13 protein-coding genes and 1 pseudogene are annotated in these 16,196 nt (G+C 69.5%); 8 read left to right on the forward strand and 6 right to left on the reverse strand.

Annotation, left to right across the window (positions count from 1 at the left end; genetic code table 11):
* The first annotated feature begins 22 nt into the window (after nucleotides 1-22).
* Together RISW2_RS09050 and RISW2_RS09055 are read left to right on the forward strand one after the other, a co-directional pair.
* The gene (locus RISW2_RS09050; RefSeq protein ID WP_043769352.1) at nucleotides 23-448 is read left to right on the forward strand and encodes a GlcG/HbpS family heme-binding protein; all 426 of its coding nucleotides are present in this window, start codon (nucleotides 23-25) and stop codon (nucleotides 446-448) included.
* A 70-nt stretch (nucleotides 449-518) separates the two neighbouring features.
* The gene (locus RISW2_RS09055) at nucleotides 519-1,295 is read left to right on the forward strand and encodes a gamma-glutamyl-gamma-aminobutyrate hydrolase family protein (RefSeq protein ID WP_043769354.1); all 777 of its coding nucleotides are present in this window, start codon (nucleotides 519-521) and stop codon (nucleotides 1,293-1,295) included.
* A gap of 4 nt (nucleotides 1,296-1,299) precedes the next feature.
* Here RISW2_RS09055 and kynU read toward each other — a convergent pair.
* Both kynU and RISW2_RS09065 read right to left on the reverse strand, forming a co-directional pair.
* Nucleotides 1,300-2,494: pseudogene (kynU, locus tag RISW2_RS09060) on the reverse strand (kynureninase).
* Complete coding sequence (locus RISW2_RS09065; RefSeq protein WP_043769356.1) at nucleotides 2,491-3,243, reverse strand: SDR family NAD(P)-dependent oxidoreductase; 753 nt, start codon at nucleotides 3,241-3,243, stop codon at nucleotides 2,491-2,493. The pseudogene kynU and the gene RISW2_RS09065 overlap by 4 nt, the downstream one beginning before the upstream one ends.
* A gap of 144 nt (nucleotides 3,244-3,387) precedes the next feature.
* Here RISW2_RS09065 and RISW2_RS09070 point away from each other — a divergent pair, with 144 nt between their 5' ends.
* The 5 genes from RISW2_RS09070 to RISW2_RS09090 all read left to right on the forward strand — a co-directional run bounded on the left by RISW2_RS09070 (nucleotide 3,388) and on the right by RISW2_RS09090 (nucleotide 8,992).
* Nucleotides 3,388-3,852, forward strand: a complete 465-nt coding sequence (locus tag RISW2_RS09070; protein ID WP_244437536.1) for a methyltransferase family protein — start codon at nucleotides 3,388-3,390, stop codon at nucleotides 3,850-3,852.
* A gap of 104 nt (nucleotides 3,853-3,956) precedes the next feature.
* The gene (locus tag RISW2_RS09075) at nucleotides 3,957-5,531 is read left to right on the forward strand and encodes a Re/Si-specific NAD(P)(+) transhydrogenase subunit alpha (RefSeq protein ID WP_043769358.1); all 1,575 of its coding nucleotides are present in this window, start codon (nucleotides 3,957-3,959) and stop codon (nucleotides 5,529-5,531) included.
* 15 nt (nucleotides 5,532-5,546) lie between these two features.
* Nucleotides 5,547-6,980 (forward strand): NAD(P)(+) transhydrogenase (Re/Si-specific) subunit beta, encoded by a 1,434-nt coding sequence (locus tag RISW2_RS09080; RefSeq protein ID WP_043769360.1) that lies wholly within the window; start codon nucleotides 5,547-5,549, stop codon nucleotides 6,978-6,980.
* 300 nt (nucleotides 6,981-7,280) lie between these two features.
* Nucleotides 7,281-7,508, forward strand: coding sequence for a hypothetical protein (locus tag RISW2_RS09085; protein WP_043769362.1), 228 nt, complete (start codon nucleotides 7,281-7,283; stop codon nucleotides 7,506-7,508).
* Nucleotides 7,509-7,675: 167 nt separating this feature from the next.
* Nucleotides 7,676-8,992 carry a DUF3422 family protein gene (locus tag RISW2_RS09090; protein ID WP_043769364.1) on the forward strand — a complete coding sequence of 439 codons (1,317 nt, stop codon included), beginning with the start codon at nucleotides 7,676-7,678 and terminating at the stop codon, nucleotides 8,990-8,992.
* Here the strand turns inward: RISW2_RS09090 and RISW2_RS23955 are convergent.
* From RISW2_RS23955 to RISW2_RS09110, 4 genes are all read right to left on the reverse strand, one after another.
* A complete protein-coding gene (locus tag RISW2_RS23955) occupies nucleotides 8,895-9,980 on the reverse strand; it encodes a YeeE/YedE thiosulfate transporter family protein (RefSeq protein WP_084615313.1) in 1,086 nt (361 codons plus the stop codon). The two genes, RISW2_RS09090 and RISW2_RS23955, sit on opposite strands and share 98 nt — an antisense overlap.
* Before the next feature lie 221 nt (nucleotides 9,981-10,201).
* A complete protein-coding gene (locus RISW2_RS09100; protein ID WP_043769369.1) occupies nucleotides 10,202-11,182 on the reverse strand; it encodes an ABC transporter permease in 981 nt (326 codons plus the stop codon).
* Nucleotides 11,175-12,212: an ABC transporter permease gene (locus RISW2_RS09105; RefSeq protein ID WP_043769372.1), complete on the reverse strand. Its 1,038-nt coding sequence runs from the start codon at nucleotides 12,210-12,212 to the stop codon at nucleotides 11,175-11,177. Before RISW2_RS09105 ends, RISW2_RS09100 begins: the two co-directional genes overlap by 8 nt.
* Nucleotides 12,213-12,373: 161 nt before the next feature.
* The gene (locus RISW2_RS09110) at nucleotides 12,374-14,080 is read right to left on the reverse strand and encodes a peptide ABC transporter substrate-binding protein (RefSeq protein WP_043769375.1); all 1,707 of its coding nucleotides are present in this window, start codon (nucleotides 14,078-14,080) and stop codon (nucleotides 12,374-12,376) included.
* Nucleotides 14,081-14,324: 244 nt separating this feature from the next.
* On the opposite strand from RISW2_RS09110, the gene RISW2_RS09115 reads away from it, so the two are divergent.
* On the forward strand, nucleotides 14,325-16,160 hold the full coding sequence (locus RISW2_RS09115; RefSeq protein WP_043769378.1) for an ABC transporter ATP-binding protein: 1,836 nt from the start codon (nucleotides 14,325-14,327) through the stop codon (nucleotides 16,158-16,160).
* Nucleotides 16,161-16,196: the final 36 nt, after the last annotated feature.

The raw sequence follows: 16,196 nt of genomic DNA on the forward strand, positions 1-16,196 counted from the left end.
CCAGAAAGGGAGAGGGACACCCATGTCGATTTCACTGAGACGCGCGCGGACCATGATCCGCAAGGCCTTCGAGAACGCGCGGGGCGCCGAGATGAAGCCGCTCGCCGCGGTCGTGCTGGACGAGGGCGGCCACATCATCGCCTTCGAACGCGAGGACGGCGCGCGCCCGGGCCGGTTCGAGATCGCCCACGGCAAGGCCTACGGCGCCGTGATGCTGGGCATGCCGGGCTCCGCACAGATGGCGCGCGCTGAGGCACAGGCCTATTTCATCGCCTGCGCGAACGGCGCGCTCGGCGGCCGCATGGTGCCGGTACCGGGCGGGGTCATCGTGCGGGATTCCAAGGGAAAGATCCTCGGCGCCGTCGGTGTGAGCGGGGATACCTCGGACAACGACGCGGCTGCCGCAAAAGCGGGCATCGAGGCGGCCGGGCTGACCGCGGAAATCTGACGCGGGTTTATAAGGGCGGGCCGTCCGGCTATATCTGGTGCCATAGCAGCAGCACGCAGAGAGGTCAGCCATGGCCCGCCCCGTCATCGGCATCGTCACGAACTCCCACCTCATCAACGACCAGTATCCCGCGCATGCGAGCGGCACGATGCTGTCCGAGGCGGTGGCCGAGGTATCGGACGGCCTGCCGCTCCTGATCCCGGCGGACCCGACCCACGTGGCGCTGGGCGACCTTCTCGACACCTGCGACGGCTTCCTGCTTCCCGGCGGTCGTCCGAACGTGCACCCAGAGGAATACGGCGAGCAGCCGACCGAGGCGCACGGCGCCTTTGACCGTGGCCGCGACCGGGTGGTGCTGCCGCTCATCCGCGCCTGCGTCGAGCGCGGGCAGCCCTTCCTCGGCGTCTGCCGCGGCTTCCAGGAGGTCAACGTCGCCATGGGCGGGACGCTGCACCCCGAGATCCGCGAGCTTCCCGGCCGGATGAACCACCGCATGCCCCCCGACGGCACGCTCGAGGAGAAGTTCGCGCTGCGCCACAAGGTGGCCTTTACCGAGAACGGACCGTTCCACCGTCTGATGGGATCGACCGAGGTGATGACGAACACGCTGCACGGGCAGGGCATCCAGGTCGCGGGCCGCCGCATCGTCATCGATGGCCGCGCCCCGGACGGCACGCCCGAGGCGATCTACGTGGACGGCGCGCCGGGGTTCACGCTGGCGGTGCAGTGGCACCCCGAGTGGAAGGCGTCCGAGGACCCGGTGTCGCGGCCGCTCTTCGCGGCCTTCGGGCAGGCGGCCCGCGACTGGGCTGCGCGCAGCCGGTATGCCGGCCTGAAATCCGCCTGATCGGTCAGGTCACCGCTGCGCGCGCCCGGAATTCCGGGCGGTCCCACGCGCCGCTGTCGATCACCCGCCCGATCACGCCGGCCGCGCGGTCGATGTCGTCCTCGTCGAGGTAGAGCGGCGTCACCCCGAACCGCATGATGTCGGGCGCGCGAAAATCGCCGATCACGCCCTGCGCGATGAGCGCCTGCATCGCGGCATAGCCTTCGGCAAAGCGGAACGACACCTGGCTGCCGCGCCGGGCGTGGTCGCGCGGGGTCACGAGCTCGAGCGCGGGGCAGGCGGCTTCGACCGCCGCGATGAACCGGTCGGTCAGTTCCAGCGACCGCGCCGCGCAGCGCGGCCATGTCGACCGCGTCCCAGACGTCGAGCGCGGCCTCGAGCGCCGCGAGCGCGAGGATCGGCGGCGTGCCGACGCGCATCCGCTCGATGCCGGCGCCGGGTGCGTAGCCCTGCTCGAACGCGAAGGGCCGCGCATGGCCGAGCCAGCCCGACAGCGCCGGCCGGGCGCTGTCGGCATGCGCTGCCGCCACGTAGATGAAGGCCGGTGCGCCGGGCCCCCCGTTCAGGTACTTGTAGGTGCAGCCCACGGCGAAATCCGCCTGCCCGCCCGCCACGTCGACGTCGAGCGCGCCGGCCGAATGGGCAAGGTCCCAGATCGCGAGGGCACCCGCCGCATGGGCCCGCCGGGTCAGGTCCGCCATGTCGTGCCGCCGCCCGGTGCGGTAGTCGACTTCGGTCACGAGCGTGCAGGCGACCTCGTCGGTGATGGCGTCCGCCAGGTCCTCCGGCGCCACCACGCGCAGCTCGTAACCCTGCCCGAGCATGCCGAGAAGCCCCTCGGCCATGTAGAGGTCGGAGGGAAAGTTGCCGCTGTCCGACAGCACCACGCGCCGATCGGGCCGCAGCGCCAGGGCCGCGGCAAGCGCCTGGTAGACCTTGATCGACAGCGTGTCGCCCATGACGACGCTGCCCGCGGGCGCGCCGATCAGCCGCCCCACGCGGTCGCCCACGTCGCGCGGCATCGCCATCCAGCCGCAGGTGTTCCAGCCGCGGATCAGCTCCGCCCCCCATTCCCCGGTCAGCATCTTCTGCATGCGCGCGGGCGCGCCCACCGGCAGCGGCCCGAGCGAGTTGCCGTCGAGATAGGTCACGCCGTCGGGCAGGGCGAACTGGGTCCGGGTCCAGCGGAAATCGGTCACATCTCACCTCCGGCGATCTGGATGGCCTGTCCGCGCACGCTACCCGAGCCGCCGGAGCAGAGCCAGAGGGCGGCCTCGGCCACCTCCTCGGGCAGGATCAGGCGGCCGTGCGGGTTCGCGCCCTCCATGGTGCGGCGGGCCTCGGCCTCGGACAGTCCGGTGCGCTCCATGATCCGCGCGACGTTCTGCGGCACGATGTCGGTGTCCACGTAGGCCGGGCAGAGCGCGTTGAAGGTGATGGGTTTGCCTGCGTAGTCGGCCGACAGGCCGCGGATCAGCCCGACGAGCCCGTGCTTGGACGCCGTGTAGACCGGCGCGCCGTTCAGCCCCTTCAGCCCCGCGATGGACGCGATGGCGATCACGCGGCCCCAGTCGGTCTGCCGCATCCCGCCCAGGCACTCGCGGATGGTCAGGAAGGCCCCGTCGAGGTTCGTGGCCATCGTGCGCCGCCAGAAATCCATGTCGGTGCGGTGGATGGCCGAGGGCTCGGCGATGCCGGCATTGGGCACGCAGATCTGCACCGGCCCCCGCGCCGCCACTGCCGCGGCGACGCCGTCCACGACCGAGGCCTCGTCCGACACGTCCATCTGCAGCGGGTGGATGCGCTCGGCGCGCGCGGCCTCGAGCGGTCCGGCCCGGCGTCCGGTGATCGTCACCTCTGCGCCCTCGGCCGCGAGCGCGCGCGCGACGGCGAGCCCGATCCCCGTGCCGCCGCCCGTCACCAGCGCGTGTCTGCCTGCGTGCTGCATCTGCTCCTCCCGGTTGCGTGCCCGGGACCCTAGCCGCGCCGGCGGGCGGGGTGAAGTCCGCGTGTCCCTCCCTGTCGCTTTTGCCCTTGCCCACGGGCCCCGTACTCCCGATGGTGCCCGGGAACCTTGCCGCAGGTCGTGGGGATGACATCCGAGATGCCGCGCAACGCGCTGAAATGGCTCGACATGCCGCCCGTCTGGCTGGCGGCGGCCCTGCTGCTCGCGTGGCAGCTGCGCGGCATCGGCCCGGCGCTCGGCCGGGCGGGCGACGTGGCGGGCGGGCTCCTCCTCGTGGCGGCCCTGGCCCTTCTCGGGCTCGCGGTGCGCGAGTTCCGCAGGCACCGCACCACCATCGTCCCGCACGAAGAGGCGCGCGCGCTCATCACGACGGGCATCTACGCGCGGTCGCGCAACCCGATCTACCTCGCCGACGCGCTGATCCTCGCCGGGTTCGCGCTGGTCTGGTCGGCGCCGCTCGGCCTGATCCTCGTGCCGGTCTTCGTCTGGATCGTCACCAAGCGGTTCATCCAGCCCGAGGAGGCGCGATTGTCGGCTAAGTTTGTTGCCGCCTTCGACGCTTACGCGCAACAAACGAATAGGTGGCTTTAACTCGTCGCGAAGCTATGCTCTATGGCCGCGATGATTGCGGACCGCCGCCGGCCCGGCCCGGCGCCACCCCGCACAACAGGAATGAGGGAGAGGGGACGACACCCGTGAAGATAGGCACGCCAAAGGAAATCCTCGACGGCGAGAACCGGGTCGCGATGACCCCGGACTCGGCGAAGATGCTGCAGAAGCTCGGCCATGAATGCCTGATCGAGGCGGGGGCCGGCGAACGCGCCGGGTTCCTCGACGCGGATTACCGCGAGGCCGGCGTGACCGTGGTGGACGGCCCCGACGCGCTCTGGCAGGGCGCCGACGTCATCGCCAAGGTGCGCCCGCCCACCGAGGGCGAGGTCGACCGGCTCGACAGCGGCAAGACGCTGATCTCCATGTTCTATCCGGCCTCGAACGAGGACCTGATGAAGCGTGCGGCCGACAAGGGCGCAAGCGTCATCGCGATGGATATGGTGCCGCGCATCAGCCGCGCGCAGAAGATGGACGCGCTGTCGTCCATGGCCAACATCGCTGGCTACCGCGCGGTGATGGAGGCGGGCAACAATTTCGGCCGCTTCTTCACCGGGCAGGTGACGGCCGCGGGCAAGGTGCCGCCGGCCAAGGTGCTGGTGGTGGGCGCGGGCGTCGCCGGGCTGGCCGCGATCGGCACGTCCACGAGCCTCGGCGCCATCACCTACGCCTTCGACGTGCGCCCCGAGGTGGCCGAGCAGGTCGAATCGATGGGCGCCGAGTTCGTCTATCTCGACTTCGAGGAAGAGCAGACCGACGGTTCGGAATCGGGCGGCTACGCGAAGCCCTCGAGCCCCGAGTTCCGCGAGGCGCAGCTGGCGAAGTTCCGCGAGCTGGCGCCCGACATCGACATCGTCATCACGACGGCGCTCATTCCCAACCGCGAGGCGCCCGAGCTCTGGACCGAGGACATGGTCAAGGCCATGAAGCCCGGCTCGGTGATCGTCGACCTCGCCGCCGAGCGGGGCGGCAACTGCAAGCTCACGGTGAAGGACGAACGCATCGTCACCGAGAACGGCGTGATCATCGTTGGCTACACCGACTTCCCCAGCCGGATGGCCAAGCAGTCCTCGCTGCTCTTCTCGACGAACGTGCGCCACCTCCTGACCGATCTGACGCCCGAGAAGGACGGCAAGATCAACCACAACATGGAGGACGATGTGATCCGCGGCGCGACCATCGCGCACGCGAAGGAGGTCACCTTCCCGCCGCCGCCGCCCAAGACCAAGGCGATCGCGGCGCAGAAGCCCAAGCCCAAGGAAAAGGAAAAGACCCCCGAGGAGAAGCGCGCCGAGGAGATGGCCGCCTTCAAGAAGCAGACGCGGAGCCAGGTGACGCTGCTCACCGTGGGCGCCGTGCTGCTGCTGGCGGTGGGTCTCGTGGCGCCCGCAAGCTTCATGCAGCACTTCATCGTCTTCGTGCTGTCGGTCTTCGTGGGCTTCCAGGTGATCTGGAACGTGAGCCATTCGCTGCACACGCCGCTCATGGCGGTGACCAACGCCATCTCGTCGATCATCATCCTCGGCGCGCTGATGCAGCTCGGGTCCACGTCCTACCTCGTGATCCTCCTCGCCGCGGTCTCGGTCTTCATGGCCGGCATCAACATCTTCGGCGGCTTCCTCGTCACCCGGCGCATGCTCGCCATGTTCCAGAAATCGTAAGCGGGAGGCAGGACAATGGATTTCGGTTTCACAACCGCGGCCTACGTGGTCGCAGCGGTCCTCTTCATCCTCTCGCTCGGGGGGCTGTCGGGACAGGAAAGCGCGAAGCGCGCGATCTGGTACGGCATCGCCGGCATGGCGCTGGCGGTGGTCGCCACGCTGATCGGCCCGGGGTCGGGCCTCTGGGGCGTGTCGGTCATCCTCGTGCTCATGGGCGGCGTGATCGGCTGGCAGCTCGCCAACCGCGTACAGATGACGCAGATGCCCGAGCTCGTGGCGGCGATGCACAGCCTCGTGGGTCTCGCGGCAGTCTTCGTCGGCTTCAACGCCGACTTCACCATCAACCTCGTCGAGGCCGCCAAGGAGACGGGGCAGGCGGTCGAGGGGAACTTCGCGCTGCTCGTCGCCAAGAAGACGCCGGTCGAGATCGGCATCCTCATGGTCGAGCTCAGCCTCGGCGTGTTCATCGGCGCGGTGACCTTCACCGGCTCGATCATCGCCTACGGCAAGCTTGCGGGTAAGGTGAACACCACTGCCCAGCAGTTGCCCGGCGGGCACATGCTGAACCTCGCCGCGGTGCTGGGCTCGGTCCTGATGCTCGTCCTCTACCTGAGCGGCGCGGGCTCTTGGACGCTGTTCGTGCTGGCGCTCCTGGCGTTCTTCATCGGCTACCACCTCATCATGGGCATCGGCGGCGCCGACATGCCGGTCGTGGTGTCGATGCTGAACTCCTATTCGGGCTGGGCCGCCGCGGCTATCGGCTTCTCGCTCGGCAACGACCTGCTGATCGTGGTCGGCGCGCTCGTCGGCTCGTCGGGTGCGATCCTCAGCTACATCATGTGCAAGGGCATGAACCGGTCCTTCGTGTCGGTCATCCTCGGCGGCTGGGGCGGCACGCAGGGCGAGCAGCAGGCGGTCGAGGGCGAGATGGTGCCCACCGACGCCGACAACGTCGCGCAGTTGCTGGACGAGGCCGACAGCGTGATCATCGTCCCGGGCTACGGCATGGCGGTGGCGCAGGCACAGGGCAACGTGGCCGAGCTGACCCGCCGCCTGCGCGCGCAGGGCAAGGAGGTGCGCTTTGCCATCCACCCGGTTGCGGGCCGTCTGCCCGGGCACATGAACGTCCTATTGGCCGAGGCCAAGGTCCCCTACGACATCGTTCTCGAGATGGACGAGATCAACGAGGATTTCCCCGACACCGACGTGGTGATCGTGATCGGCTCGAACGACATCGTGAACCCCGCGGCGCAGGACGACCCGAACTCGCCCATCGCCGGCATGCCGGTGCTCGAGGTCTGGAAGGCCAAGAACGTCATCGTCTCGAAGCGGGGGCAGGGCACGGGCTATTCCGGCATCGAGAACCCGCTGTTCTTCAAGGACAACACCCGGATGTTCTACGGCGACGCCAAGAAGTCGCTGGACGAGCTGCTGACCAAGGTCGCCTGAGGGCACGAACCGCCCACGACTCCAGGCTTCCGGCGCCCTGCCGCGTACCCCGCGGCAGGGCGTTTTCCGTTGCGGGAAGGCGACTCGCAGGTGTTGCAGGCATGCATCTGTTCCAGCGCGTTCCGCGCCGCGGGACGCCGGGCACCTGCGGCGCTGAGCCGATTGCCGCGCAGCGCGCGGCCATCCTCTGCCGACCGGTTTGGACCTCGCTGCGCCCCACTCCAGATCCATGCTACAGACCATGGGCGCCCGCTCCGGGATGGATGAAACGGCGCCGCTTGCTGCCCATAAGGTGATCGCATGATCAGTCAGGAAACGCGCTCGATGCGCATTTTTGCCATGGCGACGATGGGGCTCCTGCTTGCAGGGATCGCCATGCTCGCCGCCCCGACCATCGGGAACTGGGCCGTCGTGCTCGGGGTCATGGCCGCGCTGCCGCTGCTGCGCGCGGTGCTTCTGGCCATCTCGCTCGACCGGCCGGACCGCGACGACGCCGACCTGCCCGAAAAAGCGCCGCGCGGCCACTGACCGCATCTGGGCCGGTCGCGTGCCAAGGCGCTGAAAGACCTGCGCATCCCGGGGATGCGCCGGCATGACGGGGCGGCTGCAGTGGGCGGCCGCGGCGATCGGGGCGCTTTACGCGGGGGCGTCGCGCGGTATCTAGTCGGCCGAGACGACCCGAGGCCGGAGCCCCAATGCCCCCGATCCAGGACCACCCGCTGCGCTACAAGCTTGCCAACGAGCTGCACGCGCGGCCGTTTCCCTCGCTCAAGGCGCCCTGCCGCGCGGTCTACCTCGCGGTCAAGAAGCCGCACCAGGCGGCGTCGCGGGACAAGACGCAGGACCTCCAGCACCTGACCGCGCTGCTCGAGCGGCACGGCGACCAGCCGCCGCAGCCGGGGGCCACGCATTTCTCGGGCAGGCTGGGCCAGCACACGCTGAAATGGGAACAGCACACCGAGTTCGTCACCTACACGGTGTTCCTGAACGGGCTGAGCGACCGTCCCTTCGACCCCGCGGATTTCGACGTCTTCCCCTCCGACTGGCTCGACCAGGCGCCGGGCGTGCGCATCACTTCGGCGCTGATCCGGGTGGAGGAGCGTCCCGAGGGCGACGAGGGGATCGAGCGGCGGCTCGAGGACTGGCTCGTGCCCGAAAGCATCGCTGTGTCGGCCGTGCTGGACGACGACGCGATCATCGCGGGCGATTTCCGCATCGATCCCGCCGGGCACCAGCGCTTTGCCGTGTTCACCAAGGGGCATGTGGGCGAGCGGCGCACCGGCCGGGTGGTCCAGCGGCTCTGCGAGATCGAGACCTACAAGGCGATGTCCATGCTCGGCTTCACCCGGGTCAAGGAGATCTCGCCGAAGCTCGGCCAGATCGACACCGAGCTGTCGAAGCTGATGGAGGCGATGACACAGGGCACCGGCCCTGCGGAGGAGACGCTGAAGGCGCTCCTGTCGGTGTCGGCCGAGCTCGAGGCGCTGTCGGCGCAGACCTCGTTCCGGCTGGGCGCCACGGGCGCCTACGAGGCCATCGTGGGGCAGCGCATCTCGGTCCTGCGCGAGGCGCGCTGGAAGGGGCGGCAGACCTTCGCCGAGTTCATGATGCGCCGCTACGATCCGGCCATGCGCACGGTGAAGTCGACGGAGCGGCGCATCGGCACCATGTCGCTGCGGGCGATGCGCACGTCGGAATTGCTGCGCACGCGGGTCGAGGTGGAACGCTCGGCGCAGAACCAGGAACTGCTCGAGGGCATGAACCAGCGCGCCGAGATGCAGCTGCGCCTGCAGAAGACGGTCGAGGGCCTCTCGACCGTCGCGATCAGCTACTACGCCGTGTCGCTCGCGTCCTACCTGCTCTACCCGGTGGCGGAGGGCTTCGGCGTGTCGAAGGGCCTCCTGACCGCGGGTGTCACTCTGCCGGTTGTGCTGGCCGTGTGGTGGATGATCCGGCGCCTGCGCCGCGAGATGGAAGGTCGCGCGCCCGAGAAACCCCCGGCACCGCGTTGACGGCGAGGGCCCCCACCACGATCGAGACCAGCGCCAGCGTCGCGGCGACCGACAGCGTGGGCACGCCGGCGAGGCCTGCGCCAACGGTGCAGCCCCCCGCCAGCACGCCGCCCATGCCCATGAGCACCGCGCCCGCGGCATAGCGGCCGGTCTCGGCCGGGGACTCGAAGCTCTGCCAGCGGAAGCTGCCGAAGATCAGCGCCGCGAGCAGCGCGCCGAGCAGCGTGCCGCCCACGAGACCGGTGCCGAAGCCCGCCGGAATGGCGGTCGAGGCGATCACGAAGAAGAGCGAGTCGGCCCAGGGCGCGGTGAAGGACAGGCTCTCGAAGGGGACGGGGTCGAAGTCGTCGAAGAGGACGAAGCCCGTGCCGATCCAGCCGAGCGGCACCAGCGCCCCGATGAGCGCCGCCATCACGAGCATGCCGGCCCGGTTGCCCGAACGCAGCGCCACCACGAGCGCGCCCACCGCAAGGAGCGCCGTCCAGAGCAGGGCGGGACCGGGCAGGGCCGCCATGTCGCCGAGCGGCAGCGTCACGCTGCCGAGGGTCGTGCGCACGGGCGCGAGGACGCCCTTCAGCGTCGCGTGTGCCGCGACCGCGAAGACCAGCACGACGAAGACCGCGCGCAGGTTCCCGCCCGCGCCGAGGACCGTCAGCCGCGAGATGCAGCCGCGGGTCAGGACCATGCCCGCCCCGAACATGAGTCCGCCCGCCACGATCGCGAGCACCGGCAGGTTCGTGGCCATGAAGCGGTGGCCGCCGAAATCGATCCAGCCGGCTGCGACCGCGGCCTGCGTGCCGACGACCGCGACGGCGAGCGCGGTCAGCCAGACGCCACCCGCGGCGCGCGCGTCGCTGCCGACGAGAGAGCGGCGCAGGCAGAAGCCCGTGCGTTCCGCGAGGACCCCGAACGCGAGACCGAGGACAAGGCCGAGGACGACGGCCGCCTGGGCCACGGTCAGGGTCTCGACCCCCAATTGCTCGAACATGGCGCACACCTCCCGCAGGATCTGGAATCCAGACCTGATAGAGCGGGCGCGCGGAGGAATTCAAGCGCGGGGCAGGCGCCCGCGAGGGGCGGGCAGAGAACGCTCGTCCTTCGGGCTCGGGCCTTCAGGGACATGCGTTCCAAACGCGCCCGCAGCGCTCCGCCCGCGTTTGGGCCCGCGGGGAGGGGCCGCAAGCCTGTCTTTTTTCGCGTCCCGCCGCCTCAGCGGCCGCGGATGCGCGGGTCGAGCGCGTCGCGCAGGCCGTCGCCCAGGTAGTTCACCGACAGGACCGTGAGCGAGATGGCGATGCCTGGCAGCATCACGCGTTCGGGAAAGTCGACCATGCGTGGCACCGCGTCGGCCAGCATCTTGCCCCAGGTGGGAAAGTCCGAGGGAAAGCCCACGCCGAGGAACGACAGCGCGCTTTCGGTGATGATCGCCGTGGCAAGGCCCAGGGTCGCCGAGACCATGATGGGCGACAGCACGTTCGGCAGGAGGTGGCGCAGGATGATCTTCCACGAGGTGGTGCCGATCGACCGGGCCGCCAGCACGAACTCGCGTTCCTTGAGCGCCAGCACGTCGCCGCGCACGATCCGCGCGGTGGGCATCCACGAGGTGATGGCGATGACCGTCACGATCAGGATGAACATGCCGCCCTCGGGGCCGAAATTCGCCCTGAGCGGCTGGCGGAAGAGCGTCACCGCCACGAGGAGGAGCGGCAGGATCGGCAACGACAGGAAGAGGTCGGTGAGCCGCATGAGCGGACCGTCGAGCCGCCGGAAGAACCCCGCGGCGACGCCGATGGCCGTGCCGATCAGGACCGACAGCACCATCGCCGCCCAGCCGACCGCGAGCGAGGCCCGGCCGCCCGCGATCATCTGCGCCAGCTGGTCGCGTCCGAGGTTGTCGGTTCCGAACGGATGCGCCCATGAGACCGTCGCGTCGCCGTTCCAGAGCACGGTGTAGATCGGCCGCACGTCCTTGTTGCGGATGTCGAGCTGCTGGGGATCGAGCGTCCAGATGTAGGGGCCGAAGAGCACCGCGAGCGTGACGAAGATCAGGAACCCGCCGCCGAGCACCGCCCCCTTGTGGCGCAGGAACTGGCGCCAGACATCCGCCCACTGGCTGCGCGGCGGCGCCTCGGGGCCTTCGTCGCGCAGCGCCTCGATGGCCTGCGGGCTGGCGGGAGTGGGCTCAGTCATAGCGGATCCTCGGGTCGAGCACGCCATAGAGCACGTCGGCGATGAGGTTGAACATGACGATGAGGAAGGCGAAGATGAAGGTCAGCGTCATCACCATCGGCAGGTCGTTCGCGAAGAGCGCGGTGATCAGGAGCTGCCCGATCCCGTTCACCTTGAACACGTTCTCGGTGATGATCGCGCCGCCGAAGATCGCCGGGACCCCGAGCGCGATCACCGTGACCACCGGGATCATCGAGTTCCGCAGCACGTGGATGTTGACGACCACCGCCTCGGTCAGGCCCTTGGCGCGGGCGGTGCGCACGTAGTCCTGCCGCAGGTTGTCGAGCATCGAGGCGCGCATGTAGCGCGAGAACTGCGCGGTGGTCTGCAGCGCCAGCACCATCACCGGCATGATCATCTGCTGCAGCTGGAAGACGAAGCTGTCCCAGTCGTTCACCACGTGCGTGGTGTCGTAGATCGACGGGAACCAGCCGAGCTGCACCGAGAAGATCACGATCAGCAGCGGACCGGTGAAGAAGGGCGGGATCGAGAAGCCGATCATCGTGACGAAGGTGCCGGCCTGGTCGAAGACCGAGTATTGCCGGTAGGCCGAGTAGATGCCGATCGGCAGCGAGATCAGGATGCCCACCACGTAGGCGAGGCCCACCACCCAGAGCGTCTGCGGCAGGCGCTGGATCACGATGTCCATGACCGGCGAGCGGGTCTGCCACGAGATCACGCGCAGTTCGCCCGCGTAGAGGTTGGTGTCGGGCAGCCAGCCGAAGAGCATCGTGTCGCGGGTCAGCCAGTCGATGAAGACCTGCGGCTCGAGCACGAAGACCTGCCACAGCCACTTGCCGTACTGCACCAGCGGCGGCTCGCCGAGCCCCAGCGCCTGGCGCATCTGTTCCTTCACCTCGGGCGGAACCGTCAGCGGGACCTGCGCCATCGGGTCGCCGGGGGCGAGCTGCAGCAGCATGAAGATCACGAAGCTGATGAGCAGCAGCGTCGGGATCGACAGGATCAGCCGCCGGATCGTGTAGGTGAGCATGCGGGGCCTCCGGAGGGTGAGGGGCCGTCAGGGACAGAGCGGCGCCGGTCCGGAAAGCCGTCCGGGCGGGCGCGGGGCCCGCCCGGAGCAGGAAGGCGTCCGGAACGATGCAGGCCGGGCGGCGCGGCGGCCTTGCGGCCCGCGCACACCGCCGCGGTCGGTCAGCCGTCGATCCGGTACCAGTCGGCAGCGTTCCAGAGCTCGCTGTCCCAGGTGTTCAGGACCACGCCGCCCAGCGTGTTCGACCGGGCCGAGACGCGGCCGCGGTCCACGAGCGGAACGATGGTCATGCTCTCCTTGGTGATCATGTCGTTCAGAGCCTTGGCGATCCGCGTCCGCTCGGACATCTCGCCGGTGCGGGCAAGCTCGTCGAGCAGCGCGTCGTACTCCTCGTCACAGTAGCGGTTGATGTTCTCGCCCTGCCACTGGGTCGAGGGCTTGGGCTCGTTCCCGCAGCGGTACATCGACAGGTACGGCTGGGGATCGGTGCCGTCGAAGTTGTTGGCGTACATCTCGACGTCCGCGTAGAACTTCTGGAAGGTGTCCGGCGACCCCGGGTCCCCGCCGAAGAACACCGAGGAATCCACGTTGCGCAGCTCGGTCTCGACGCCGATCTCGGACCACCACTGCTTGATCAGCGCCTGGAAGTCCTGCCGCACCGCGTTGGTGGAGCTCTGGAACAGCAGCGACAGCGGCTCGCCGTCCTTGTCGCGGATGCCGTCGCCGTCGCTGTCGGTCCAGCCCGCCTCCTCGAGCAGCGCCTTGGCGCCCTCGATGTCCTGGGTCAGGCAGTCGGTGTTGTCCGAGGCGAACATCTCGGGCGCCGGCACGAGGTTGCAGGTGGCGCGGCCGGCCTGGCCGTAGCCCACCTCGACGAGCAGCTCGCGGTCGATCGCCATGGAGAGGGCGCGGCGCACGCGCTCGTCCGACAGGATCGGGTGCGGGTGCGCCACGGTGGACCGCTCGCCCTCGGGCAGGGACGGGTCGGGATCGGTCATGTTCATCTCGATGCGCTCGACCAGCGTGCCGAAGGCCGCGATCGGCTCGCCCTGGCCCGCCGCCGCCATCTGCTCGAGCACGTCGGGCGCGAGCTGCAGGTTCCACGCATAATCGAACTCGCCGGTCTCGAGCACCGCGCGCGCCGCCGCGACCGCATCGCCGCCGCCCTTGAAGTTCACCGTCGCGAAGGCCGGCTTTGCGGGATCGCGGTAGTTCGGGTTCGCCTCGAGCGAGATCACGTCGTTCGGGCGGAACTCGGTCACGGTGAAGGGCCCGGTGCCCACCGGGTTGAAGTTCTGCTCGGTGCAGGACGAGGCCGCGGCGCCGAGGCAGTCCTGGAACTGCGCCTTCTGCAGGATGGGAGACTGGCCGCCCATGAAGGGCCCGTAGGGGTTCGGCGTCGGCTGGCCGAAGGTCACCTGCACGGTCAGGTCGTCCAGCGCCTCGACGCTGGTCACGCCGTCGAACTTCGCGCGCTGGGCGCAGCCGCCCTCGGGATGCATGCAGTATTCCGCGGTGAAGACCACGTCCGCGGCGGTGAACGGCGTGCCGTCGGACCAGAGCAGCCCCTCCCTGATCTTCCACGTGATCTGGGTGAGGTCCTCGGAGACGCCGCCGTTCTCGACCGTCGGGATCTCGGTGGCGAGGTAGGGCACGCGCTCGCCCTTCTCGTTGTAGCGCGCCAGCGGCTCGATCACGAGGCTCGAGGCCTCGATGTCCTTGGTGCCCCCAGAGAGGTAGGGGTTCATGATCGACGGGGCCTGCCAGTAGATGATGTTCACCTGCCCGTCGGAGCCACGCTCCGCGAAGGCTGCGGGCGCAAGTGCCACGCCTGCGGCAGCCCCCAGAAGAAGGGTCTTGAGCTTCATGTCTGTCTCCCTGTTGCGCACCCTTTTGGGTTGCGTCGACATTGCCGGCCTCGTGCGGCGTCGCGACCCGCCATCTGCCGGAGACGGCCGGGCCGTGCGCGAACGCCGCACCGTAGCGGGCATCGAAAACCGAGATTCGTCAAAAAGCAAGTCTCGGCGTGCGGAATTGCCGCAGGGCATTTGACCCGCGCCGAGCCTGACCGTAGCGTTGCCCGAACCTGCCGCGTTCCGAGGAGTTCCGCGCATGCTCGACACGACCGCCGAGGCCCGCCCGATCGCCCGGATCGACAAGCTCAGGGTCGAGTTCGAGAGCAAGACCGGCATCATCGTCGGCGTGAAGGACGTCTCCTTCGACATCGCCGCCGGCGAGACCGTCTGCGTCGTCGGCGAGAGCGGGTCGGGCAAGTCGGTGACCTCGCTGTCGCTGATGCGGCTGATCGAGTTCGGCGGCGGCCGCATCGCCGGTGGCTCGCTGGTCTTCGACCGCCGTACCGACGGCCCGCTCGAGCTGGCGGGCGCCGACCAGGACCTGATGCGGTCGATCCGCGGCAACGAGATCGGCATGATCTTCCAGGAGCCGATGACGGCGCTGAACCCGGTCTTCACGATCGGCCGGCAGCTGACCGAGGGCCTCAGGGTGCATCGCGGGCTCGACCGCGACGCCGCGACCGCGCGCGCTCTCGAGCTCCTGCGCGAGGTCCGCATCCCCGAACCAGAGCGGCGGCTGAAACAATATCCGCACGAGCTCTCGGGCGGCATGCGGCAGCGCGTGGTGATCGCCATGGCGCTCGCCTGCAAGCCGCGCCTCCTCATCGCCGACGAGCCCACGACCGCGCTCGACGTGACGATCCAGGCCGAGATCCTCGCGCTCATCGACCGGTTGAAGCGCGAGACCGGGACGGCGGTCATGTTCATCACCCACGACATGGCGGTGGTGGCGCAGATGGCCGACCGCGTCGTGGTCATGTTCCGCGGCGAGAAGGTGGAGGAGGGTCCGGTCACCGAGATCTTCGAGCGCCCGCGGCATCCCTACACCCGGGCGCTGCTCGCCGCGGTGCCGAAGCTCGGCGAGATGCGGGGCACCGACGCCCCCGCGCCGATGAAGCTCGTGGGCCGCGACGACATCGACCGCAGCCCGATCCCCGGCACCGCCGAGACGCTCCTGACCGTGCGCAACCTCACCACGCGCTTCGCGGTCCGGGGCGGCTTCTTCCGCCGCACCGTCGCCAACGTGCACGCGGTCGAGGACGTGTCCTTCACCATCAACCGCGGGCAGACCCTGTCGCTCGTGGGCGAATCGGGCTGCGGCAAGTCTACTGCCGGCCGCTCGCTCCTGCGTCTCGTCGAACCGCTCTCGGGCAGCGTCGATCTCGACGGCACCGACATCCTCGCGCTCTCGCCGGCCGCGCTGCGCCGCGCGCGCCAGGACATGCAGATGATCTTCCAGGACCCGTTCGCCTCGCTCAACCCGCAGATGCAGCTCGCGGACCAGGTGGCGGAGCCCATCCGCAACTACGGCACCCTCGCGGGCTCGGCGATCCGCGACCGGGTGGCCATGCTCTTCGACCGGGTCGAGCTGCCGCGCTCGTTCATGCGCCGCTACCCGCACGAGCTCTCGGGCGGCCAGCGGCAGCGCATCGCCATCGCCCGCGCGCTCGCCCTCAACCCCAAGCTCATCGTCTCCGACGAGGCGGTCTCGGCGCTCGACGTCTCGGTGCAGGCGCAGGTGCTGAACCTGATGATGGAGCTGCAGGCCGAGCTCGGCCTCTCCTACCTCTTCATCAGCCACGACATGGCGGTGGTCGAACGGGTCTCGCACCATGTGGGGGTCATGTATCTCGGCCGCATCGTCGAGCTCGGCCCGCGCCGCGCGGTCTTCGAGGACCCGCGCCACCCCTACACGAAGGCGCTGATGCAGGCGGTCCCGATCGCCGATCCGCGCCAGCGCAAGACCGAGCGCGACCTGAACTTCAAGCCGATCCCGTCGCCGATCCACCCGGTCGGCCACGATCCCGAACCCTCGGTCTACGAGGAGGTGGCGCCCGGCCACCTCGTCCTCGCGACGGAGAGCGGCTACTGACGGGGCAGGCCGGCGAAGGGCCCCGGTCCGGCCCTT

Origin of the sequence: Roseivivax isoporae LMG 25204 (assembly GCF_000521865.1) — a bacterium.
In the GTDB taxonomy this organism is placed as follows: domain Bacteria; phylum Pseudomonadota; class Alphaproteobacteria; order Rhodobacterales; family Rhodobacteraceae; genus Roseivivax; species Roseivivax isoporae.

Bases quoted from the DNA above. Each gene is read 5' to 3' on its own strand.
- RISW2_RS09065 (WP_043769356.1), bottom strand. From the start codon at position 3,243: ATGCAGCACGCAGGCAGACACGCGCTGGTGACGGGCGGCGGCACGGGG.
- RISW2_RS09115 (WP_043769378.1), top strand. From the start codon at position 14,325: ATGCTCGACACGACCGCCGAGGCCCGCCCGATCGCCCGGATCGACAAG.
- RISW2_RS09105 (WP_043769372.1), bottom strand. From the start codon at position 12,212: ATGCTCACCTACACGATCCGGCGGCTGATCCTGTCGATCCCGACGCTG.
- RISW2_RS23955 (WP_084615313.1), bottom strand. From the start codon at position 9,980: ATGTTCGAGCAATTGGGGGTCGAGACCCTGACCGTGGCCCAGGCGGCC.
- RISW2_RS09080 (WP_043769360.1), top strand. From the start codon at position 5,547: ATGGATTTCGGTTTCACAACCGCGGCCTACGTGGTCGCAGCGGTCCTC.
- RISW2_RS09100 (WP_043769369.1), bottom strand. From the start codon at position 11,182: ATGACTGAGCCCACTCCCGCCAGCCCGCAGGCCATCGAGGCGCTGCGC.
- RISW2_RS09070 (WP_244437536.1), top strand. From the start codon at position 3,388: ATGACATCCGAGATGCCGCGCAACGCGCTGAAATGGCTCGACATGCCG.
- RISW2_RS09055 (WP_043769354.1), top strand. From the start codon at position 519: ATGGCCCGCCCCGTCATCGGCATCGTCACGAACTCCCACCTCATCAAC.
- RISW2_RS09085 (WP_043769362.1), top strand. From the start codon at position 7,281: ATGATCAGTCAGGAAACGCGCTCGATGCGCATTTTTGCCATGGCGACG.
- RISW2_RS09110 (WP_043769375.1), bottom strand. From the start codon at position 14,080: ATGAAGCTCAAGACCCTTCTTCTGGGGGCTGCCGCAGGCGTGGCACTT.
- RISW2_RS09090 (WP_043769364.1), top strand. From the start codon at position 7,676: ATGCCCCCGATCCAGGACCACCCGCTGCGCTACAAGCTTGCCAACGAG.
- RISW2_RS09050 (WP_043769352.1), top strand. From the start codon at position 23: ATGTCGATTTCACTGAGACGCGCGCGGACCATGATCCGCAAGGCCTTC.